At 65.4% G+C, this 17,092-nt stretch carries 19 protein-coding genes; 8 read left to right on the top strand and 11 right to left on the bottom strand.

The annotated features are described in order from the left end of the window. Positions 1–446 precede the first annotated feature (446 nt). The 4 genes from U5A56_RS08555 (at position 447) to U5A56_RS08570 (ending at position 4,250) form a co-directional block, all read left to right on the top strand. Positions 447–1,664: a DUF2863 family protein gene (locus U5A56_RS08555; RefSeq protein WP_044844642.1), complete on the top strand. Its 1,218-nt coding sequence runs from the start codon at positions 447–449 to the stop codon at positions 1,662–1,664. A gap of 209 nt (positions 1,665–1,873) precedes the next feature. Next, on the top strand, positions 1,874–2,710 hold the full coding sequence (locus U5A56_RS08560; protein WP_044844643.1) for a response regulator transcription factor: 837 nt from the start codon (positions 1,874–1,876) through the stop codon (positions 2,708–2,710). A gap of 75 nt (positions 2,711–2,785) precedes the next feature. Beyond that, positions 2,786–3,460, top strand: a complete 675-nt coding sequence (locus tag U5A56_RS08565) for an energy-coupling factor ABC transporter permease (RefSeq protein ID WP_044844644.1) — start codon at positions 2,786–2,788, stop codon at positions 3,458–3,460. A 136-nt stretch (positions 3,461–3,596) separates the two neighbouring features. Beyond that, the gene (locus U5A56_RS08570; RefSeq protein ID WP_321921863.1) at positions 3,597–4,250 is read left to right on the top strand and encodes a BspC domain-containing protein; all 654 of its coding nucleotides are present in this window, start codon (positions 3,597–3,599) and stop codon (positions 4,248–4,250) included. Between the two features lie 83 nt (positions 4,251–4,333). Here the strand turns inward: U5A56_RS08570 and U5A56_RS08575 are convergent, their stop codons facing one another. Together U5A56_RS08575 and yaaA are read right to left on the bottom strand one after the other, a co-directional pair. Continuing rightward, positions 4,334–5,488 carry a M14-type cytosolic carboxypeptidase gene (locus U5A56_RS08575; RefSeq protein WP_321921865.1) on the bottom strand — a complete coding sequence of 385 codons (1,155 nt, stop codon included), beginning with the start codon at positions 5,486–5,488 and terminating at the stop codon, positions 4,334–4,336. Positions 5,489–5,576: 88 nt separating this feature from the next. Then, positions 5,577–6,359 (bottom strand): peroxide stress protein YaaA, encoded by a 783-nt coding sequence (gene yaaA / locus U5A56_RS08580; protein ID WP_321810983.1) that lies wholly within the window; start codon positions 6,357–6,359, stop codon positions 5,577–5,579. Between the two features lie 57 nt (positions 6,360–6,416). Here yaaA and U5A56_RS08585 point away from each other — a divergent pair, with 57 nt between their 5' ends. Together U5A56_RS08585 and U5A56_RS08590 are read left to right on the top strand one after the other, a co-directional pair. Continuing rightward, positions 6,417–6,914 carry a putative toxin-antitoxin system toxin component, PIN family gene (locus U5A56_RS08585; RefSeq protein ID WP_321921867.1) on the top strand — a complete coding sequence of 166 codons (498 nt, stop codon included), beginning with the start codon at positions 6,417–6,419 and terminating at the stop codon, positions 6,912–6,914. 33 nt (positions 6,915–6,947) lie between these two features. After that, positions 6,948–8,120: a pyridoxal phosphate-dependent aminotransferase gene (locus tag U5A56_RS08590; protein ID WP_044844649.1), complete on the top strand. Its 1,173-nt coding sequence runs from the start codon at positions 6,948–6,950 to the stop codon at positions 8,118–8,120. A gap of 49 nt (positions 8,121–8,169) precedes the next feature. Here U5A56_RS08590 and U5A56_RS08595 read toward each other — a convergent pair whose 3' ends face one another. Beyond that, positions 8,170–8,826, bottom strand: a complete 657-nt coding sequence (locus U5A56_RS08595; protein WP_044844650.1) for a glutathione S-transferase — start codon at positions 8,824–8,826, stop codon at positions 8,170–8,172. 211 nt (positions 8,827–9,037) lie between these two features. Here U5A56_RS08595 and U5A56_RS08600 point away from each other — a divergent pair, with 211 nt between their 5' ends. Together U5A56_RS08600 and U5A56_RS08605 are read left to right on the top strand one after the other, a co-directional pair. Further along, entirely contained in the window at positions 9,038–9,829 is a 792-nt protein-coding gene (locus tag U5A56_RS08600; protein ID WP_044844651.1) for an oxepin-CoA hydrolase, alternative type, read from the top strand. A 174-nt stretch (positions 9,830–10,003) separates the two neighbouring features. After that, complete coding sequence (locus U5A56_RS08605; RefSeq protein WP_321802129.1) at positions 10,004–10,696, top strand: glutathione binding-like protein; 693 nt, start codon at positions 10,004–10,006, stop codon at positions 10,694–10,696. Between the two features lie 51 nt (positions 10,697–10,747). Here the strand turns inward: U5A56_RS08605 and U5A56_RS08610 are convergent, their stop codons facing one another. The 8 genes from U5A56_RS08610 to nuoN form a co-directional block, all read right to left on the bottom strand. After that, on the bottom strand, positions 10,748–11,224 hold the full coding sequence (locus tag U5A56_RS08610) for a MaoC family dehydratase (RefSeq protein ID WP_044844652.1): 477 nt from the start codon (positions 11,222–11,224) through the stop codon (positions 10,748–10,750). Then, complete coding sequence (locus tag U5A56_RS08615) at positions 11,221–11,682, bottom strand: MaoC family dehydratase (RefSeq protein WP_321921872.1); 462 nt, start codon at positions 11,680–11,682, stop codon at positions 11,221–11,223. Before U5A56_RS08615 ends, U5A56_RS08610 begins: the two co-directional genes overlap by 4 nt. Positions 11,683–11,716: 34 nt before the next feature. Then, on the bottom strand, positions 11,717–12,850 hold the full coding sequence (locus tag U5A56_RS08620) for an acyl-CoA dehydrogenase family protein (protein WP_044844654.1): 1,134 nt from the start codon (positions 12,848–12,850) through the stop codon (positions 11,717–11,719). A 19-nt stretch (positions 12,851–12,869) separates the two neighbouring features. Beyond that, positions 12,870–14,066, bottom strand: a complete 1,197-nt coding sequence (locus tag U5A56_RS08625) for an acyl-CoA dehydrogenase family protein (protein WP_044844732.1) — start codon at positions 14,064–14,066, stop codon at positions 12,870–12,872. A 54-nt stretch (positions 14,067–14,120) separates the two neighbouring features. Then, positions 14,121–14,543 carry a DUF1178 family protein gene (locus tag U5A56_RS08630; RefSeq protein ID WP_006756910.1) on the bottom strand — a complete coding sequence of 141 codons (423 nt, stop codon included), beginning with the start codon at positions 14,541–14,543 and terminating at the stop codon, positions 14,121–14,123. A gap of 136 nt (positions 14,544–14,679) precedes the next feature. Further along, complete coding sequence (locus U5A56_RS08635; protein WP_044844655.1) at positions 14,680–15,270, bottom strand: NUDIX domain-containing protein; 591 nt, start codon at positions 15,268–15,270, stop codon at positions 14,680–14,682. Between the two features lie 36 nt (positions 15,271–15,306). After that, positions 15,307–15,603 carry a DUF2818 family protein gene (locus U5A56_RS08640; protein ID WP_044844656.1) on the bottom strand — a complete coding sequence of 99 codons (297 nt, stop codon included), beginning with the start codon at positions 15,601–15,603 and terminating at the stop codon, positions 15,307–15,309. Continuing rightward, complete coding sequence (gene nuoN, locus U5A56_RS08645; RefSeq protein ID WP_193759852.1) at positions 15,603–17,057, bottom strand: NADH-quinone oxidoreductase subunit NuoN; 1,455 nt, start codon at positions 17,055–17,057, stop codon at positions 15,603–15,605. Before nuoN ends, U5A56_RS08640 begins: the two co-directional genes overlap by 1 nt. Between the last annotated feature and the right edge of the window lie 35 nt (positions 17,058–17,092).

Genomic DNA, 17,092 nt, shown 5'->3' on the forward strand with positions numbered 1-17,092 from the left:
TTTCTGATCCGAGGATCAGCTCGCTACCATCAAGCGCCCACACTTATCGGCTGTTAATTTTTAAAGAGCATGTCTGCGAGAAACTTCGTGTTTCTCAGCAGCGCCGCGTTTTCAGCAGCAGAGAAGCGAGATTATGAACCGTCTTTTTCAGTTCGTCAACAACTTTTTAACTGCTTCGTTGTGACGGCTGGGGTTCAACTTCCTGCACCGCCGAGGCCGCTACGACCAGCCCGACAGCACCGCTTCCCTTCTTCCCCCGCGCCGCGTTTCCGTTAGCGCGAAAGAGGCGTGATTCTAAGCACCTGCCGGCAATCGCGCAAGGGGTTCGATGGATTTTTCTTTCATCCCCGCCGATTCGGCCTTCCGGCCATGCCGGAGCACGAGACCGCTTATGGCGCAAAGAACGGACTAGAATGTGAGGTTCTTCGCCTCTTTCTATACGTAATATGCGCCAGCGAATCGCCAAACGCCTCCCCCCCGACGCCGACAAACTGGTCGGCCTGTCGCTTGCGCTCTTCGCCTCGGGCAGTCGCATCGAGGATCGCTTCTGGGAAGCGAAGCTCGATGCGCTGCTTGCCAAGATTGTTCGCAACGGCAACCAGACCACGCTCGACGCAGCACTCGACCATCTGCAGCAGAACCACCCCGACGCCTATGGCGCGCTCGCCGACATGGCCGAGACGCATAGCGAATCGATGGTGATCGAACACGACGGCCAGCCGTACGATGCGCTGCTGGTCGCCGTTCCCGTTCTCGCCTGGACGCGCTACATGATTCCGTCGGGCCCGCTGAAAGGCGACGTCGCCGACGCACTGCGCACGCACCTGCAGGCGCACGTGCTCGCCACCGGCACGCTCGTCGGGCTGGCCCCGTTCCTGTACAGCATCGACCAGTTGCCGCGCCACCACGTCGAGACCTATCGGCTCGCCCAGCAGCTCGCGCACGCGGCGCTCGGCCAGCACGCCGCCAAGCTCAGCTTCGGCGACCTGCCCGAAACCTCACCGATCCTGGCCGACCCGCGCTTCCTGCTCGCCGTCGTCGCCGCGCCGGCCGGCGCACCGCTGTTTCGCTGGCAGGAGGAAGAACACGGCAACCGGATCGAACGCGGCCAGTGTCTCGAGCAATGGACTGCCCAGGGCGGCCCGAACCTGTCGGCTGCCCTGCCAGGCTGCGAGTTCGAATGCCTGCTTCCGGACGCGTACTACTCGGCCTGCCGCGATGCGGACGAGCGCATCCGTCCGCACACGGTCCGAACGGCCATCCGTTATCTTTTCGACACACTTGGTGCGGCACCGCAAGAGCTGCGCGCGGTGGTCGCGGGCTTTGGCGAGCGCCGGATCGACGAGTATCGCGTCGGCTTCACGCGACGTGCCAGCAACGACGTGATCTATGGCGTCGTGTGGCCGCTGTACGGTCGCGAGAACGGCGACGTGTCGATCGACAGCGCGACGCTCGAAGGCGAAGCACCGATCGAAGGGCCGCTCGAGGAGATCGTGAGTCTGTTGAAGGAATGCGGCGTAACCGACGTCCGCCGGCACGCAGGCCGCTTCGAGCCCGAGTACTGCGACGACTGCGGCGTGCCGCTCTATGCGGATCCGCTCGGCGAGATCGTCCACGCGGAAATGCCGGAAGACGCATCGCCCGCCCAGCCGCACTTTCACTGATCGTGCACGGCAGGCCCGCTGAGCCTGCCCAACGAAGCCGTTCCCGGTTCCTGCCGGAGCGGCTTTTTTTTCGTCCGCATTTCCCTCACGAGAAATTTCAGACTTTTCCTAATCCTTTCAGCCAAGCAGACATCGTGTAAGGTTTTTGTCATTATCGGAGCCACCCCATGCCGACGGCAGCTCAATGACTCACCTTACGGAGGTTGAATATGCGGTTCCTGGTGCTTAACTCAGACGCCGAACGGCGTGACGGACTGAAAGCCCTGCTGCGGCAGATCGACCGTCACGCCCGCATCAACGATGCGCCCGATGGTTTCCAGGCGCGCCGGCTGCTGCGCACCCAGCGTTTCGACCTCGTTGCCATCGACTGGCTGGACGTCGGGCGGCACAGCGAACTCCAGGCGCTCTGCAGCGCCTGCTCGCCGACGCCCGCCGCGGTGCTGATCGACGAATCCACGCCGGAGGCCATCCAGCGCTTCTACAACTACGGTGTCGCGGGCGTGATCCCGCACTCCACACGGCCGCACCTGATCGTGCGGGCGCTCGAAATGGTTCTGCTGGGCGGCCATTACATCCCGCCGATCGCGCTCAGCCTGCTGCCTTCCGCCGCCGCGGCGCGTCACGATGCCCATTTCCAGACGCTCGCCGGATCGCTGCCGCGCCGCCCGCCAAGCAGCCTCCTGTCGCCTAGACAGGCGCAGATCATGCGCTTCGTCCATATGGGCAGCACCAACAAGATGATCGCCCGCACGCTCGGCATCAGCGAAGGCACCGTGAAGATCCACCTCGCCAGCATCTTCCAGCAGCTGGGCGCGGCAAACCGCGCTGCCGCAGTCGCGATCTACAACGGCTGGCTGTCGCCCCATCTCGAGGTGCTGCTGGCGAACCGCGATCGTGCAAGCAAGCCCGTCATCGGCGAACGCGGCCCGGTCCCCCTGCGCAAGCAACGGAACGACCGTCCATACCCGCTGCCTGCCGCGGACACCAGCACTCGCGACCTGCCGCTCGCGGCCGAACCGCGGGCGCGGTTTCGGCGCGACCGCTGATCGGACAGTCTCGATATTGCGACGGTCGACATGTCCGGATTCCCACCTTTGATGCTCAACGAGTAATATGGACCCATGGGTTTTCTTTTCACACCGCTTCCGCTCTGGGTTGGCATCGGTGGCTGGATCGCCGCCGTGGCGCTGCTCGTGCTCGCGCTCTGGAATCGTCCCTTCGTCCGGCTGCAGGACGCAACGCTCCAGCACGTGTGGCTCGCGCTCGTCACTGCGATCACGGTGCTGTGGGCCTCGAATGCGTGGCTCGAAGATGGCATCGTCATGCACCTGCTCGGCGCGACGCTGCTCGTCACGCTGTTCGACTGGACGCTTGCGCTGATCGCGATGGGTGCCGTCACGGCCGTCGCCGCGATCGTCTTCGATGCGCCGTGGCAAGGCATCGGTCTCACCTATCTGATCTACGGTGCGCTACCGGTCGCCGTGTCCGCGTTGCTGCAACGCGCCGCGATCGCGTGGCTCCCGCACAACCTCGCATCGTTCATCATCGGCCAGGGGTTCCTGTCACCGGCCATCGCGATCGTCTCGGTCGCCGCGGCCGCGGCCGGTGTCCAGCTCGCGCTCGCGGACGGCGTGCCCGTCGTGATTCCCGCCGGCTATCTGCTGAACACCGCGCTGCTCGCGCTCGGCGAAGCGTGGTTCACCGGCATGGCCACCGCGCTCATCGCTGTCTATCGTCCGGCGTGGGTCACGACGTTCGACGTTCGGCGCTATCGCCTCGGCGGCCCGCGCGCCTGAACGCGGCGGCCCCGATGCGAGCGGTGCGCGCGGCGATCCGTTTGCGCAGCGCGGGAGAGTGCAACGCCTACTGCCGCACAACTTTTTTACGCTAAGATTGAACTCCTGATCTTCATCGGGCATCTATACGTGCCCGATGCCTCATTTGCTCCTCACCAATAACCAGATGGACAGCTCACCTGCCTCGCTCCGGATTTTCCGGGCGCTCGGCAAGCTGGCGGCCTGTGTCGCGGGCCTGTCGCTTGCGCTTCCGGCACCGGTATTCGCCGACCTCCTCGACCAGCGCTCCGAACTGATCAACAAATTCGTCAACGAGATGCACGCCGATCCGATCGTCGCCGATTGTGCGGCGCACGGCAGCTTCATCGCCAGCACGTCGTCGGCCTTCGATCGCGTCGACTTCGCGCCGAACGCGTTCGAAAGCGGCAAGGCGACGATCACGCCGTGGAACGATTCGTTCGATCAGGGCAAGCAGCGCGTGAAGGTCGACAACATCGTTACCGTGGATGGCCTCGGCGTCCACAGCGACGGCAGCGACCCGACACCGCTGAAATTCCGCTGCGGCTACGTCGGTCAGCAAATGCTTGCGTTCAGCTGGAACGATCCCGTGCCGCCGCTGAAGCCGCGCGTCGAGCGGCCGTCGTCGTCGACGAAGAAGTTCAACGGCAAGTCACACCGCGGCAAGGTGAAGGCCAAGGCATCCGGCCGCACCGGCAAGAAAGCCGTCGCAACGAAAAAATCCAGCGGCCAGAAGAGTGCCGTGAAGAAGAAAACCGCGAAGAAGTCCTGATACGACGGAGCGGCAACGACAGAAACCGAAAAGCCGGCACATCATGCGATGCGCCGGCTTTTTTCATATCGACGACGATGCGCTTACGCGAACGTCTCGACGTGCGCCAGGATTGCCGCCAGCATCGCAGCGCCAAGCGCCGCGCTCCGCTCACCATTCCAGCCGACCCGCTCGTCGGGCAGGTTCGCGTTGTCCTTGAACGGCATCTCGAGCGTCAGCGACAGGCAGCCGAACTGATGGCCGATGTACTTCGACGCGAGCTTGAGCGCGTCTTCCTTGTACTTGCTCGCCGCATAGCCGTGCTCGGTCTGGAAATCCGGGCTCGCGACCTTGAACGCCTCGATGAACGCGGTCTGCTCCCTGCCCTGCTGCTCGGTAAAGCTCGGCAGCATCTCCGAACCCGCAACGAACACGTACGGCAGATCCTCGTCGCCGTGAATGTCGAAGAACATGTCGCAGCCGATCGCATGGATCGCATCGCGCACGGCCAGCACTTCGGGGCTGCGCTCGGCATCGGGCTCCATCCACTCGCGATTCAGGTTCGCGCCCGCCGCGTTGGTGCGCAAGTTGCCGTGCACGCTGCCGTCCGGATTCATGTTCGGGACGATGTAGAACGTCGCGCGGTCGTACAGCTTGCGCGCCACCGGATCGCCCGCCCAGTCGCCCCATCCGGCGAGCCGCTTGACGAGCCCTTCGACGAACCACTCGGCCATCGTCTCGCCCGGGTGCTGGCGCGCGATGATCCATACCTTCTTCTTCGGTGCCCCGTCGACTTCCGGCGTACCGAGCGTCAGCAGCGACATCGGACGGCCTTCGACCGTGCGGCCGAGCTCGACGACGCTCGCCTGCGGCAATTGCTGAACCGCGCCGAGGAACGCCGCATGGCGCTCTTCCGAGTACGGCTCGAAATACGCGTAGTAGATGCTGTCGAACTCGGGCGTATGGTCGATGGTCATCGTCTTGCCGTCGAATGTCGTCGGCACGCGGAACCAGTCGACCCGGTCGTAGCTCGCGACTGCACTGTAGTTGCGCCATCCCGACGGATACGCGCATTCGGCTGCATTCTCGAACGACATCACGCACCGCTCGCCGCGCGCGCCCGTCAGGCGAAAGTAGAACCATTGCGCGAATTCCGAGCGGTTGTCGCCGCGTATGCGCAGCCGGATCGCGTCCGGGCTGTCGCACGACACGACGTCGACGGCGCCTGCGTCGAAATTGCTGGTGATCGAAAGGGTCATCTGTCTCTCCAATTGCGACCGGAGCGGGCGGTCTGCCACGTGTCCGGCCTCATGCATGCACCGGCCGTCTCGTGAACGGCCGGCTCGGTCACTCGCCGATTCGCCGGCGATATACGTAAGTCGAATCGTTCGACGCAGCGGCATCGAACGCGTAGTCTTCCACCGCGAAATCCTTCAGCGCGGCCGGCTCGGCGATGCGGTTCTCGACGATATAGCGCGCCATCAGGCCACGGGCGCGCTTCGCATGGAAGCTGATGATCTTGTAGCGGCCGCCCTTCCAGTCCTCGAACACCGGCGTGACGATCGGCGCGGCCAGCAGTTTCGGCTTGACCGACTTGAAGTACTCGGTCGACGCGCAGTTGACCAGCACACGTGCCGCGCCGCTGCGCGTCTCGAGCTGCTCGTTCAGTGCCCGCGTGATGCGGTCGCCCCAGAACGCATACAGATCCTTGCCGCGCGCGTTCGCGAAACGGGTGCCCATCTCGAGCCGGTACGGCTGCAGCAGGTCGAGCGGGCGCAGCAGCCCGTACAGGCCCGACAGCACGCGCACGTGCTGCTGCGCATAGTCGAGATCGGCGGCCGACAGCGATCTGGCATCGAACCCTTCGTACACGTCGCCGTTGAACGCGAGCACCGCCTGCTTCGCATTGGCCGTCGTGAAGGTCGGCGACCAGTCCGCGTAGCGCTGGAAGTTCAGCCGCGCGAGCGGATCGGAGATGTCCATCAGCGTCGAGATGTCCTGCGGCGACAGCTTGCGCAGGCCGTCGATCAGTTCCGACGCATCGTCGACGAATGCAGGCTTCGTGTAAGACGGGACGTGGGCGGGCGTATCGTAGTCGAGGGATTTGGCTGGGGAGAGAACGATTATCATAGAGGCTCGCTGGCACGCCGTGCCTTGCGGTCAGACGAAAACCACCGATTGTAACGAATGACCCGCTCCCTCGCCCCGCATGCCGCACATCGCGTCGTGCTCGACTCGAACGTCTGGATCGACATACTCGTATTCGACGACCCCGCCACCCGCCCGATCCGGGCGGCGCTCGAACGCGGCACGCTGGCCGCCGTGATCGACGGCCGCTGCCTGAACGAACTCGAGCTCGTGCTCGACTATCCGCAGTTCCAGGCGCGCGGAATCGACAAGGCCGAAGCGCTCGCGACCGTCGCCCGCCTGACGCGCCTCGTCGAGCCGCCGCCCGTCGACGCCGACGCGCCGCCGCTGCCGAAGTGCAAGGACCGCGACGATCAGAAGTTTCTCGAGCTCGCGCGCGCCGCGCAGGCCGACTGGCTCGTGTCGAAGGACCGTGCGCTGCTCAAGCTCGCGAAGCGCACCGCACGCGACTTCGGCTTCCGGATCGCGCAGCCCGCGCCATTTACCGAAGCCTGCGCGCTCGATGCCGCGTCGGCCACCCCCACCACGCCGGCCTGACGAGCCCGGCGCCACCCGCTTGCGACCGTATCGATGAACGCTCCTACCGACATGCCTACGACTCCCGTTTTCCCCTCGCGCCTGCCGAACGTCGGCACGACGATCTTCACGGTGATGAGCGCGCTCGCCGCCGAGAAAGGCGCCGTGAACCTCGGCCAGGGCTTCCCGGATTTCGACTGCGACCCGCGCATCGTCGACGCGGTCGCGGCCGCGATGCGCAACGGTCACAACCAGTATCCGCCGATGGCCGGCGTCGCGCCGTTGCGCGATGCGATCGCCGACAAGATCGCGCAGGTCTACGGCCGGCGCTACGATCCGGCCACCGAGATCACGGTCACGGCCGGCGCGACGCAGGCCCTGCTGACGGCGATCCTGTGCGCGGTGCATCCCGGCGACGAAGTGATCGTCGTCGAACCGACCTACGACAGCTATCTGCCTTCGATCGAACTGGCCGGCGGCAAACCCGTGTTCGTCACGCTGGAAGCGCCCGACTATGCGATCCCGTTCGATCGCCTGGCCGCCGCGATCACGCCGAAGACGCGGATGATCATGATCAACACGCCGCACAACCCGACCGGCACCGTGTGGCGCGAGGCCGACATGCGCAGGCTCGAGGAGATCGTGCGCGGCACCAACGTGCTGATCCTGTCGGACGAAGTGTACGAACACATGGTCTACGACGGCGCGCGGCACGAGAGCGTCGCACGCTACCCGGACCTGGCCGCGCGCAGCTTCATCGTGTCGAGCTTCGGGAAGACCTACCACGTGACGGGCTGGAAGGTCGGCTACGTCGCGGCGCCTGCCGCGCTGACCGCGGAGTTCCGCAAGGTCCATCAGTTCAACGTGTTCACGGTGAACACGCCGATGCAGATCGGGCTCGCCGACTACCTGCGCGATCCGGCGCCGTACCTGACGCTGGCCGGCTTCTACCAGAACAAGCGCGACTTCTTCCGCGCCGGCCTCGAGCGCACGCGCTTCAAACTGCTGCCGTGCACCGGCACGTACTTCCAGTGCGTCGACTATTCGGCGATCAGCGATCTGCCCGAAGCGGAATTCTCGAAGTGGCTCACGTCGGAGATCGGCGTGGCGGCGATTCCGGTGTCGGCGTTCTACCACGAGCCGCACGAGTCGGGCGTCGTGCGCTTCTGCTTTGCAAAGCAGGAAAGCACGCTCGCATCCGCACTCGAACGGCTCGCGCGCCTGTAAGGCTTGCCTCGGCGGCCGGGCGCGGCATGACACCGCGCCCGCACCGCGCTTACGAACGCGCGGCGCTCGCCGCCTCGACGTAGGCTTTGCGATCGGCCGCCACGCGCTGCGCGGCCGGCCGCTCGCCGACCAGCTTCACGTGCGCCTTCCAGTCGATGCCGGCGTCGAGCAGGAAATCGCGGCCGAAGACGGCCTTCGTCGCCATCCCGATCACCGGCAGATGGATCGCTGCCGCAATGTCCGCAAGACCGAACGTGTCACCGAGCACGTACGGCGAGAACTGCGTCATCCGCTTGAACGCATCGATCGCGCGCGGCAGGCGCTTCTCGACGTGCGCCTTCATCCCGTCGCTGACCTTGCCGCCGAAAAACGCTTCCGTATAGACCTCGCGCGCGGTCCATTCGAGATACAGCTCGAGCGTCTCGACGAGTTCGCGCACCTTCGCGGCCGCGAACGGCCCGGCCGGGAAAATGGCCTTGTCGGGATAACGCGCCGCCAGATACTCGATGATCACCTGCGACTCGAACAGCGCGCCCTCTTCCGTCTTCAGGAACGGAATCTTGCCGAGCGGCGAATCGGCAAGCAGTGCCGGATCGTTGATCGGCAGACCGCATGCCGATTCCTCGAACGGGATGCCATGCTCGAGCAGGACAAACTTCACCTTGTTGTAATAGTTGGACAACGGAATACCGCACAGCTGTAGCATCGGAGTCTCCTTCGTTGCTGAGGCGCGGCCGCAGTGATGCCGGCCGCATCGGGATGCGTCGCGCTGAAAAGCACGTTCGTGCTAGTCTAAAGCAGTTTCGCGTCCGTCAAGACAACGATACATCCGCTGCGGCATCATCCTCACGGGTAGGCGCGCAAGCCCGCACAACATGCGACGCCGCAACCCCGCCATTCGATGGAGACACACTCGCATGAGTGCTGAACTGCTGGCCTCGCGTCCGCCCGAAAGCGAATCGACGCTCGTCCTCACGCTGTCCAATCCCGGCGCGCGCAACGCGCTGCATCCCGACATGTATGCGGCCGGCGTCGAAGCGCTCGCCACCGCCGAGCGCGATCCCGCGATTCGCGCGGTCGTGCTCACGGGGGCCGATCGCTTCTTTTGCGCGGGCGGCAACCTGAACCGGCTGCTCGACAACCGCTCGAAGGATCCGTCCTACCAGGCCGACAGCATCGATCAGCTCGGCGCGTGGATCACGGCGCTGCGCGCAACGACGAAGCCCGTGATCGCGGCCGTCGAAGGCGCCGCGGCCGGCGCGGGCTTCTCGCTCGCGCTCGCGTGCGACCTGATCGTTGCCGCGCACGATGCGAAGTTCGTGATGTCGTACGCACGCGTCGGCCTCACGCCCGACGGCGGCGGCTCGTGGTTCCTCGCACGTGCGCTGCCGCGTGCGCTCGCCGCCGAAATCCTGTTCGAGGGCAAGCCTGTCGCGGCCGAACGCCTGCATGCGCTCGGCGTCGTCAACCGGCTCGCCGCGCCCGGTGCCGTGCTGTCCGACGCGCTCGCGTGGGCCGACTCGCTTGCCGGCATCTCGCCGAACGCGCTGACACGCATCAAGTCATTGCTCGACGATGCGACCGCGCAGCCGCTCGATGCGCACCTCGGCACCGAGCGCGATCACTTCGTCGCGTCACTGCATCACGCGGACGCGTTCGAAGGCATTACCGCATTCCTCGAGAAACGCCAGCCGCGCTACAAGCGCTGATCCGGCGCGCGGCCACCGCTCGAACGCCGGTTCCGCTGCCTCGGCGACACGCGCGCGCAGGCGCGTGGCCGCACGTTGCCGTCGCCTGCAGCCCGCATCGATCCATGCTCTAATGACCGCCTGTCGCGGCGCCCTGTCGGCGCCGTTTTCGCGCATGCAATAAAGGAGTTGACGATGATCGACGTCTACAGCTGGGCGACCCCGAACGGCCACAAGGTACACATCATGCTCGAGGAAACAGGCCTCGCGTATCGTGCGCATCCGGTCGATATCGGTGCGGGCGACCAGTTCGAGCCCGAATTCCTGAAGATCAGCCCGAACAACAAGATCCCCGCGATCGTCGACGCGGACGGCCCCGGCGGCAAGCCGATCTCGCTGTTCGAATCCGGCGCGATCCTCGTTTACCTGGCGGAAAAGACCGGCAAGTTCCTGCCGACCGAGCCGGCCGCGCGCTACGCGACGCTCGAATGGCTGATGTTCCAGATGGGCGGCGTCGGCCCGATGCTCGGCCAGGCGCATCACTTCCGGCTGTATGCGCCGGAGAAGATCGAGTACGCGGTCAATCGCTACACGAACGAAGCGAAGCGCCTGTACAACGTGATGGAAAAGCGCCTCGGCGAATCCGCCTATCTCGCGGGCGACACGTACACGATCGCGGACATTGCGACGTTCCCGTGGACGCGTTCGTGGCAAAACCAGGGCATCGTGCTCGACGAACTGCCGAACGTGAAGCGCTGGCATGAAGCCATTGCCGCGCGTGCCGCCGTGCAGCGCGGCGTCGAAGTACTCGCGTCGCTGCGCAAGCCGCTGCAGGACGACAAGGCACGCGAGATGCTGTTCGGCGCGACGCAATACGCGAAGCACTGAAGCACCGCGCGCCGTGCGACGCAGCGGCATCCGTCGCTGCCGCCGCGCGCATCAGAAGTAGTGCAGCGTAATGAATTCCGCCGAACAAACGGGCAACGGCGCATCCGGACGCTCGACCTGCATCGACACCGACCACGTCACCTGCACGCCGCCCCGCGCGGCCTGCGCGGCTTCCTTCACCGCGAACAGCGCGCGCACGCGTGCGCCGACCGGCACCGGCTTCAGGAACCGCACGCGGTTCAGTCCGTAGTTCACGCCCATCTTCTGCTCGAAGCGCATCGCATCGGTCATCAGCGCGGGAATCAGCGACAGCGTCAGGAAGCCGTGCGCGATCGGGCCGCCGAACGGCGACTCGCGCCGCGCACGCTCGGGATCGACGTGAATCCACTGGTGATCGCCGGTCGCGTCGGCGAACCCGTCGACCCGGCGCTGGTCGATCTCGACCCAGCCGCTCGCGAGCGGTTCCGCGCCGACTCGCTCGAGCAACGCTTGCGTCGACGCGATCAGCGGCAATGTCACGTCCGTCATGCACGCGCTCCTTGCGGATGGCGCAGCCCGAAGATCACCTTGGTATGCACGGTGATCACCGTGTCGCCGGCACCGTTGAGGCCGATCCACTCCGTCGACACGATGCCGCGATCGGGCTTGCTCGCCGACACGCGCTTGTCGTGGACCTTCTGGTACATCGTGATCGTGTCGCCGGCACGCACGGGCTTGAGCCAGCGGATCGAATCGATGCCGGGCGAGCCCATGCTGGTCGAATCCGGCCCGAGCTTCTTGATGAGCAGGCTCATGAACACCGAACACGTATGCCAGCCGCTCGCGACCAGTCCACCGAACGGCGAGGCCTTGCCGGCTTCCTCGTCGAGGTGGAACGGCTGCGGATCGTAGCGTTGCGCGAACGCCTTGATGTCGTCCGGTTCGAACGTATAGCGGCCGATTTCGGTCGTACTGCCGACTTCCAGATCTTCGTAACTGATACCCACTGTCTATCTCCTGTAGCGCGCTCGCACGTCGCCGTCATGCCGCGTCGGTCTGCGCGAAATCCGGCAGGGCCGCGATGCGCGCAAGGTGATGATCGGTGTCGCCGAGGGTCGTCTCGATGATCGACAGCCGCTTGAACAGGTGTGCGGCGGCGACCTCGTTGGTCACGCCCATGCCGCCGTGCAGTTGCACGGCCTGCTGGCCGACGAAGCGCGCGGCCGCGCCGACCCGCGCCTTCGCGGCCGACACCGCCTTGCGCCGCGCGTCGGCGTCGCCGCCCGCGTAACGAACGGCGGCCAGGTAGGTCAGCGAGCGCGCCTGCTCCGCGTGAATCAGCATGTCGACCATCCGGTGCTGCAGCGCCTGGAAGCGCGCGATCGGCACGCCGAACTGTTCGCGCGTCTTCGTGTATTCGACCGTCGCGCGGTTCAGTTCGTCGAGTGCGCCGACCGCTTCCGCGCAGAGCAGGAAGGTCGCGTAATCGGCAATCTGCTCGAGTGCGGCCGCATCGCGTGCGCCGCCCGTCAACTGCCGCGCGGGCGTTTCCTTGAACTCGATCGTCGCGGCGCGCTGGCCGTCGATCGTCCGGTAGTCGACGAGCTTCACGCCCGCGGCATCGCGATCGACGACGAACAGGCCGATGCCGCCGCCGTCGACGCGCGCGGGCACGATCCACACATGGGCCTGTGCGCCGTGCTGAACGATCGACTTGATGCCGGTCAGCCGGTACGTGCCGCCCTGCTCGCGCGCATGCGTTTCGAGTTCGTACAGGTCGTAGCGCGCCCGCGGTTCGTGGAATGCAACGGCAACGCGCTTCTGCCCTTGTGCGATCGCTTCCAGCAGCGCGGCATCGTCGCCCGTGCCGGACCCGGCGATGCGCAGCGCCTCGATACCGACCGCCGTCGCCCAATACGGCTCGACCACGAGTGCGCGGCCGAGCTCCTGCATCGCGACCAGCATGTCGACCGGGCCGCCGCCGAATCCGCCCTGTGCGTCCGGCACGGGCAGCGCGGTCAGGCCCAACTCCGCGAATGCGCTCCATTGTGCGTCCGACACGCCCGCCTCGCTGCGCACGATGGCCTGGCGCGCGTCGAAACCGTATTGCTCGCCGAGATAACGGCGCAGCGCGTCGGCGAACTGTTGCTGCTCATCGGTAAAGCTGAAATCCATGGTTGTCTCCGTTCCCTGATCACAGCCCCAGGATCATCTGCGCGATGATGTTCTTCTGAATCTCGTTCGAACCACCGTAGATCGACGTCTTCCGGTAATTGAAGTAGTACGCGGCGAGCGGCGCCGCATCGTCGTCGCCCGCGCTGCTGTGTTCGCGCTCGCCCTCGAGGAACGGGACATCGAACGGCGCGGCGAGCGGCCCGATCGCCTCGAACATCAGCTCGGTGAGCGCCTGCTGCACCTCGGTGCCCTTGATCTTCAGCATCGATGCCTCGGGGCCCGGCCCCTTGCCGCTCGTCTCGCGGCTCACGACGCGCAGCACCGTCACCTCGAGCGCCATCAGCTCGACCTCGAGCGCCGCGACCTTCGCGGCGAACACGGGATCGGCGAGCAACGGCTTGCCGTTCTTGCGCTGGTTCGATGCCACGCGCTTCAGGAATGCGAGCTCGCGCTTCGACGCGCCGACGCGTGCAATGCCGGTGCGCTCGTGGCCCAACAGGTATTTCGCGTAGGTCCAGCCGCGGTTTTCATCGCCGACGAGATTCTCGACGGGCACCTTCACGTCCTCGAAGAACACTTCGTTGACTTCGTGATCCTCGTCGAGCGTGATGATCGGACGCACGGTGATGCCGGGCGTCTTCATGTCGATCAGCAGGAACGAGATGCCCTCCTGCTTCTTCGCCGCCGGATCGGTGCGCACGAGACAGAACATCATGTCCGCATACTGGCCGAGTGTCGTCCAGGTCTTCTGGCCGTTGACGACGTAGTGATCGCCGTGGCGTTCGGCGCGCGTGCGCAGCGATGCGAGGTCCGACCCGGAGCCCGGCTCCGAATAGCCCTGGCACCACCAGTCGGTGCCGTCGAGAATGCGCGGCAGATAATGGCGCTTCTGCGCTTCGCTGCCGTATTTCATCAGCACCGGCGCGACCATCGACACGCCGAACGGCAGTACGGTCGGCGCGCCGATGCGTGCGCACTCCTCATCCCAGATGTGCCGCTGCGTCGCGTTCCAGTCCGGGCCGCCGTATTCGGCCGGCCATGCGGGCGCGGACCAGCCGCGCTGGCCGAGAATCCGGTGCCAGCTCGCGAAATCCTCGCGGTCGAGTCGTTTGTGATCGAGTACCTTGGCGCGCAGTGCGTGAGGCAGATTGGCCTCGAGCCAGGCGCGGACGTCGACGCGGAACGCGTCGTCGGCGGGGGAATAATCCAGATCCATGCGCAGTGTCTCCTGGCCGCGGCCGTCCGGGCCGCCAAGGACACACTGCATACGTCATTGCAGCGGTTCTTTCAGCGCGGCAGGAATCGGCAGCGGCATCACGTCGATGCCTTCTTCGGCCAAGGATTGCGCATCCTCCGGCGTCGTGACGCCACGAATGCTGCGTGCCGGCGCCTCGTTGTAATGGATGCGCCGCGCTTCCTCGGCGAAGCGCTCGCCCACGTTCTCGGTCTTCTCCAGCACCTCGCGCAGCGCGCGCATCACCTGCGCCTGCAGCGCACGCGGATCGGCCGGCTGGGCCTGCGTCGCGCCCGACAGGTTCAGGCGAGGCGCCGACGGCATCCGGTTGATCTCGGTCGTCCCGCACACCGGACATTCGACCAGCTTGCGGGACAACTGCGCTTCGAACTCATCGGCGGAAGCGAACCAGCCTTCGAACCGATGGCCGTGCGGGCACTGTAAATCGAGGACCTTCATGCTGAATCAGGGCGTGTGACGAGTGTAGCGCAAAACGCGCTTTTGTGAACGATCGTGCTAAACCAGGATCGCGCGGCCGGCCAGCAACCGCGTCACCCGATTGTAACGCGGCGCCCCACCCGCCGCTGACGCGTCGTCAGGGCTGCTCGACCGGACCCAGCGGCCAGGCGCCGGACAGCACCTTGTCGAGCCACATCGTGCCGATGATCGTCTTCACGTCGGTGATCTGGCCCGTGCGCACCCACTCCTGCAGGTCGGGCAGCGTCGCCGTGAAGGTTTCGAGGAATTCGCCTTCGTCGAGCTTGCGCTCGCCGGCCGTCAGGCCGCGCGCGAGATACAGGTCGATGAATTCGGTCGAATAGGAAATGATCGGGTGAATCCGGGCCAGGAACACGTATTCGCGTGCCGTGTAGCCGGTTTCCTCGCGCAGTTCGCGCACCGCGCAGGCGAGCGCGCCTTCGTTCGGATCCAGCTTGCCGGCCGGGAATTCGGCCATGACCTTGCCGATCGGATAGCGGTACTGGCTTTCCATCAGCACGCGGCCGTCGTCGAACAGCGGGATCACCATCACCGCGCCCGGGTGCTGGACGTATTCGCGCGTGGCCTGCTTGCCGTCCGGCAGACGGACGGTATCGCGCTTCAGCTTGAGGAACGAGCCTTCGAAAATCGCCTCGCTCTCGAGACAGGTTTCGGTCAGTGCGGCGTCGTGATTGGGTAGTTCGGCCATCGGCGGCTCCAAGAATGAGCGCGACGGCCGAAGCCGTCAGCGTCGTTTGACGAGATACTGGAACGTGAAGCCGGGGAACGCGAACACGACAAAGAGACTGAACGTGATCGCGTAAAACTGCCAGCCCTGTTCGAAGCGGTTGCCGGCGCGCGACTCGAGCCAGAAGCCGAGCGCGCCGACGACGAAATACAGCACGATCAGCTCGCCGATCCGAACCCACGCGTTCTTCTTCGTCGCACCGATCGGCACGACGGCGAAGAGGCGTTGGTTCAGGAACGGCAGGTTGGCGCAGACGAGCGCCAACAGCACGATGAACCAGCCGGCTGCCGACATTACAGCGGCAGCGTGTGACGAATCGCCTGCAGGCAGGCCGTCAGCAGCGGGCTCGGGATCAGGCCGAGCACGACGACCGCGAGGCCGTTCAGCACGAGGATCGTGCGCTTGCAGAAATCGCCGGTGACCGGAGCCGTATCCTGCGGTGCATCGAAGTACATCAGCTTGACGATGCGCAGGTAGTAGAACGCGCCGAACAGCGACGTGATCACGGCCAGCACGGCCAGCCACGTAAGACCCGCATTGACGGTCGCCTCGAGCACCGCGAGCTTCGCGTAGAAGCCGACGGTCGGCGGGATACCTGCCAGCGAGAACATCATGACCATCATCACGAACGCGAACACCGGGCTGCGCTTGTTGAGGCCCTTGAAGTCGTCGATCGTTTCCGCTTCGAAATCGCGGCGTGCGAGCAGCATCACCACGCCGAACGAGCCGAGCGTCGTGATCAGGTAGACGATCGCGTAGAACATCGCCGAGCTGTACGCGTTTGCCGGTGCGGCCGCGTCGCCCTTCACGATGCCGGCGAGCAGGCCGAGCAGCACGAAGCCCATGTTCGAGATCGCCGAATACGCGAGCATCCGCTTGATGTTGCGCTGGACGATACCGGTGATGTTACCGACGATCAGCGACAGCGCGGCGAGGATCACGAGCGCGGTCTGCCAGTTCTGTGCGAGCGGCAGCAGGCCCATCACCAGGAAACGCAGGCCCCACGCGAACGCGGCAACCTTCGGGCCGCCGCCGACGAACAGCGTCATCGCGGTCGGTGCGCCCTGGTAGACGTCCGGCACCCACATGTGGAACGGCACGGCGCCGAGCTTGAACGCGATACCGGCGACGATGAAGATCACGCCGAACATCAGCACGGCTGCGTCGGTGTTGCCGCCGACCGCCTTGTACACCTCGCCCAGCTCGAGCGAGCCGGTCGCGCCGTAGAGCATCGAGATGCCGTACAGCACGAAGCCCGACGCGAGCGCGCCCAGCACGTAGTACTTCATCGCGGCTTCGCTCGACTGCGCGGCATCGCGGCGCAGCGCGATGACGGCGTACAGCGACAGCGACATCAGTTCGAGGCCGAGGTACAGCGTCAGGAAGTTGTTGCCCGACACCATCACCAGCTGACCGAGCAGCGAGAACATGCCCAGCAGGAACACGTCGCCGCGGAACATGTCGCGGTCTTCGAGGTACTTGCGCGAATAGACGAGCGAGACCGCGAAGCCGATCGACACGACGGCCTTCATCATGCTCGCGAACGAGTCGACGACGACCATCCGCGAGAAGAAGTAGTACGGCTGCGGGTCGAGCGCCTGCACCGCGAACCACACGCCGGCGACGACCGACGAAACCACCGCGATCAGATAGGTCAGGCGGCGGCCAGCGGCACCGGTAAAGGTGTCGTTCAGCCATGCGACGACGATGGCGACCATCACCAGCGCGTCAGGCAACAGGACATTCATAGGAGCGTTCATGATCTTGAGTTCCTCCGCTCGCG

The organism is Burkholderia sp. BCC1998 (assembly GCF_905339875.1).
In the GTDB taxonomy this organism is placed as follows: Bacteria; Pseudomonadota; Gammaproteobacteria; order Burkholderiales; family Burkholderiaceae; genus Burkholderia.

Bases quoted from the DNA above. Each gene is read 5' to 3' on its own strand.
- U5A56_RS08555 (WP_044844642.1), top strand. From the start codon at position 447: ATGCGCCAGCGAATCGCCAAACGCCTCCCCCCCGACGCCGACAAACTG.
- U5A56_RS08560 (WP_044844643.1), top strand. From the start codon at position 1,874: ATGCGGTTCCTGGTGCTTAACTCAGACGCCGAACGGCGTGACGGACTG.
- U5A56_RS08565 (WP_044844644.1), top strand. From the start codon at position 2,786: ATGGGTTTTCTTTTCACACCGCTTCCGCTCTGGGTTGGCATCGGTGGC.
- U5A56_RS08570 (WP_321921863.1), top strand. From the start codon at position 3,597: ATGCCTCATTTGCTCCTCACCAATAACCAGATGGACAGCTCACCTGCC.
- U5A56_RS08575 (WP_321921865.1), bottom strand. From the start codon at position 5,488: ATGACCCTTTCGATCACCAGCAATTTCGACGCAGGCGCCGTCGACGTC.
- yaaA (WP_321810983.1), bottom strand. From the start codon at position 6,359: ATGATAATCGTTCTCTCCCCAGCCAAATCCCTCGACTACGATACGCCC.
- U5A56_RS08585 (WP_321921867.1), top strand. From the start codon at position 6,417: ATGACCCGCTCCCTCGCCCCGCATGCCGCACATCGCGTCGTGCTCGAC.
- U5A56_RS08590 (WP_044844649.1), top strand. From the start codon at position 6,948: ATGAACGCTCCTACCGACATGCCTACGACTCCCGTTTTCCCCTCGCGC.
- U5A56_RS08595 (WP_044844650.1), bottom strand. From the start codon at position 8,826: ATGCTACAGCTGTGCGGTATTCCGTTGTCCAACTATTACAACAAGGTG.
- U5A56_RS08600 (WP_044844651.1), top strand. From the start codon at position 9,038: ATGAGTGCTGAACTGCTGGCCTCGCGTCCGCCCGAAAGCGAATCGACG.
- U5A56_RS08605 (WP_321802129.1), top strand. From the start codon at position 10,004: ATGATCGACGTCTACAGCTGGGCGACCCCGAACGGCCACAAGGTACAC.
- U5A56_RS08610 (WP_044844652.1), bottom strand. From the start codon at position 11,224: ATGACGGACGTGACATTGCCGCTGATCGCGTCGACGCAAGCGTTGCTC.
- U5A56_RS08620 (WP_044844654.1), bottom strand. From the start codon at position 12,850: ATGGATTTCAGCTTTACCGATGAGCAGCAACAGTTCGCCGACGCGCTG.
- U5A56_RS08625 (WP_044844732.1), bottom strand. From the start codon at position 14,066: ATGGATCTGGATTATTCCCCCGCCGACGACGCGTTCCGCGTCGACGTC.
- U5A56_RS08630 (WP_006756910.1), bottom strand. From the start codon at position 14,543: ATGAAGGTCCTCGATTTACAGTGCCCGCACGGCCATCGGTTCGAAGGC.
- U5A56_RS08635 (WP_044844655.1), bottom strand. From the start codon at position 15,270: ATGGCCGAACTACCCAATCACGACGCCGCACTGACCGAAACCTGTCTC.
- U5A56_RS08640 (WP_044844656.1), bottom strand. From the start codon at position 15,603: ATGTCGGCAGCCGGCTGGTTCATCGTGCTGTTGGCGCTCGTCTGCGCC.
- nuoN (WP_193759852.1), bottom strand. From the start codon at position 17,057: ATGAATGTCCTGTTGCCTGACGCGCTGGTGATGGTCGCCATCGTCGTC.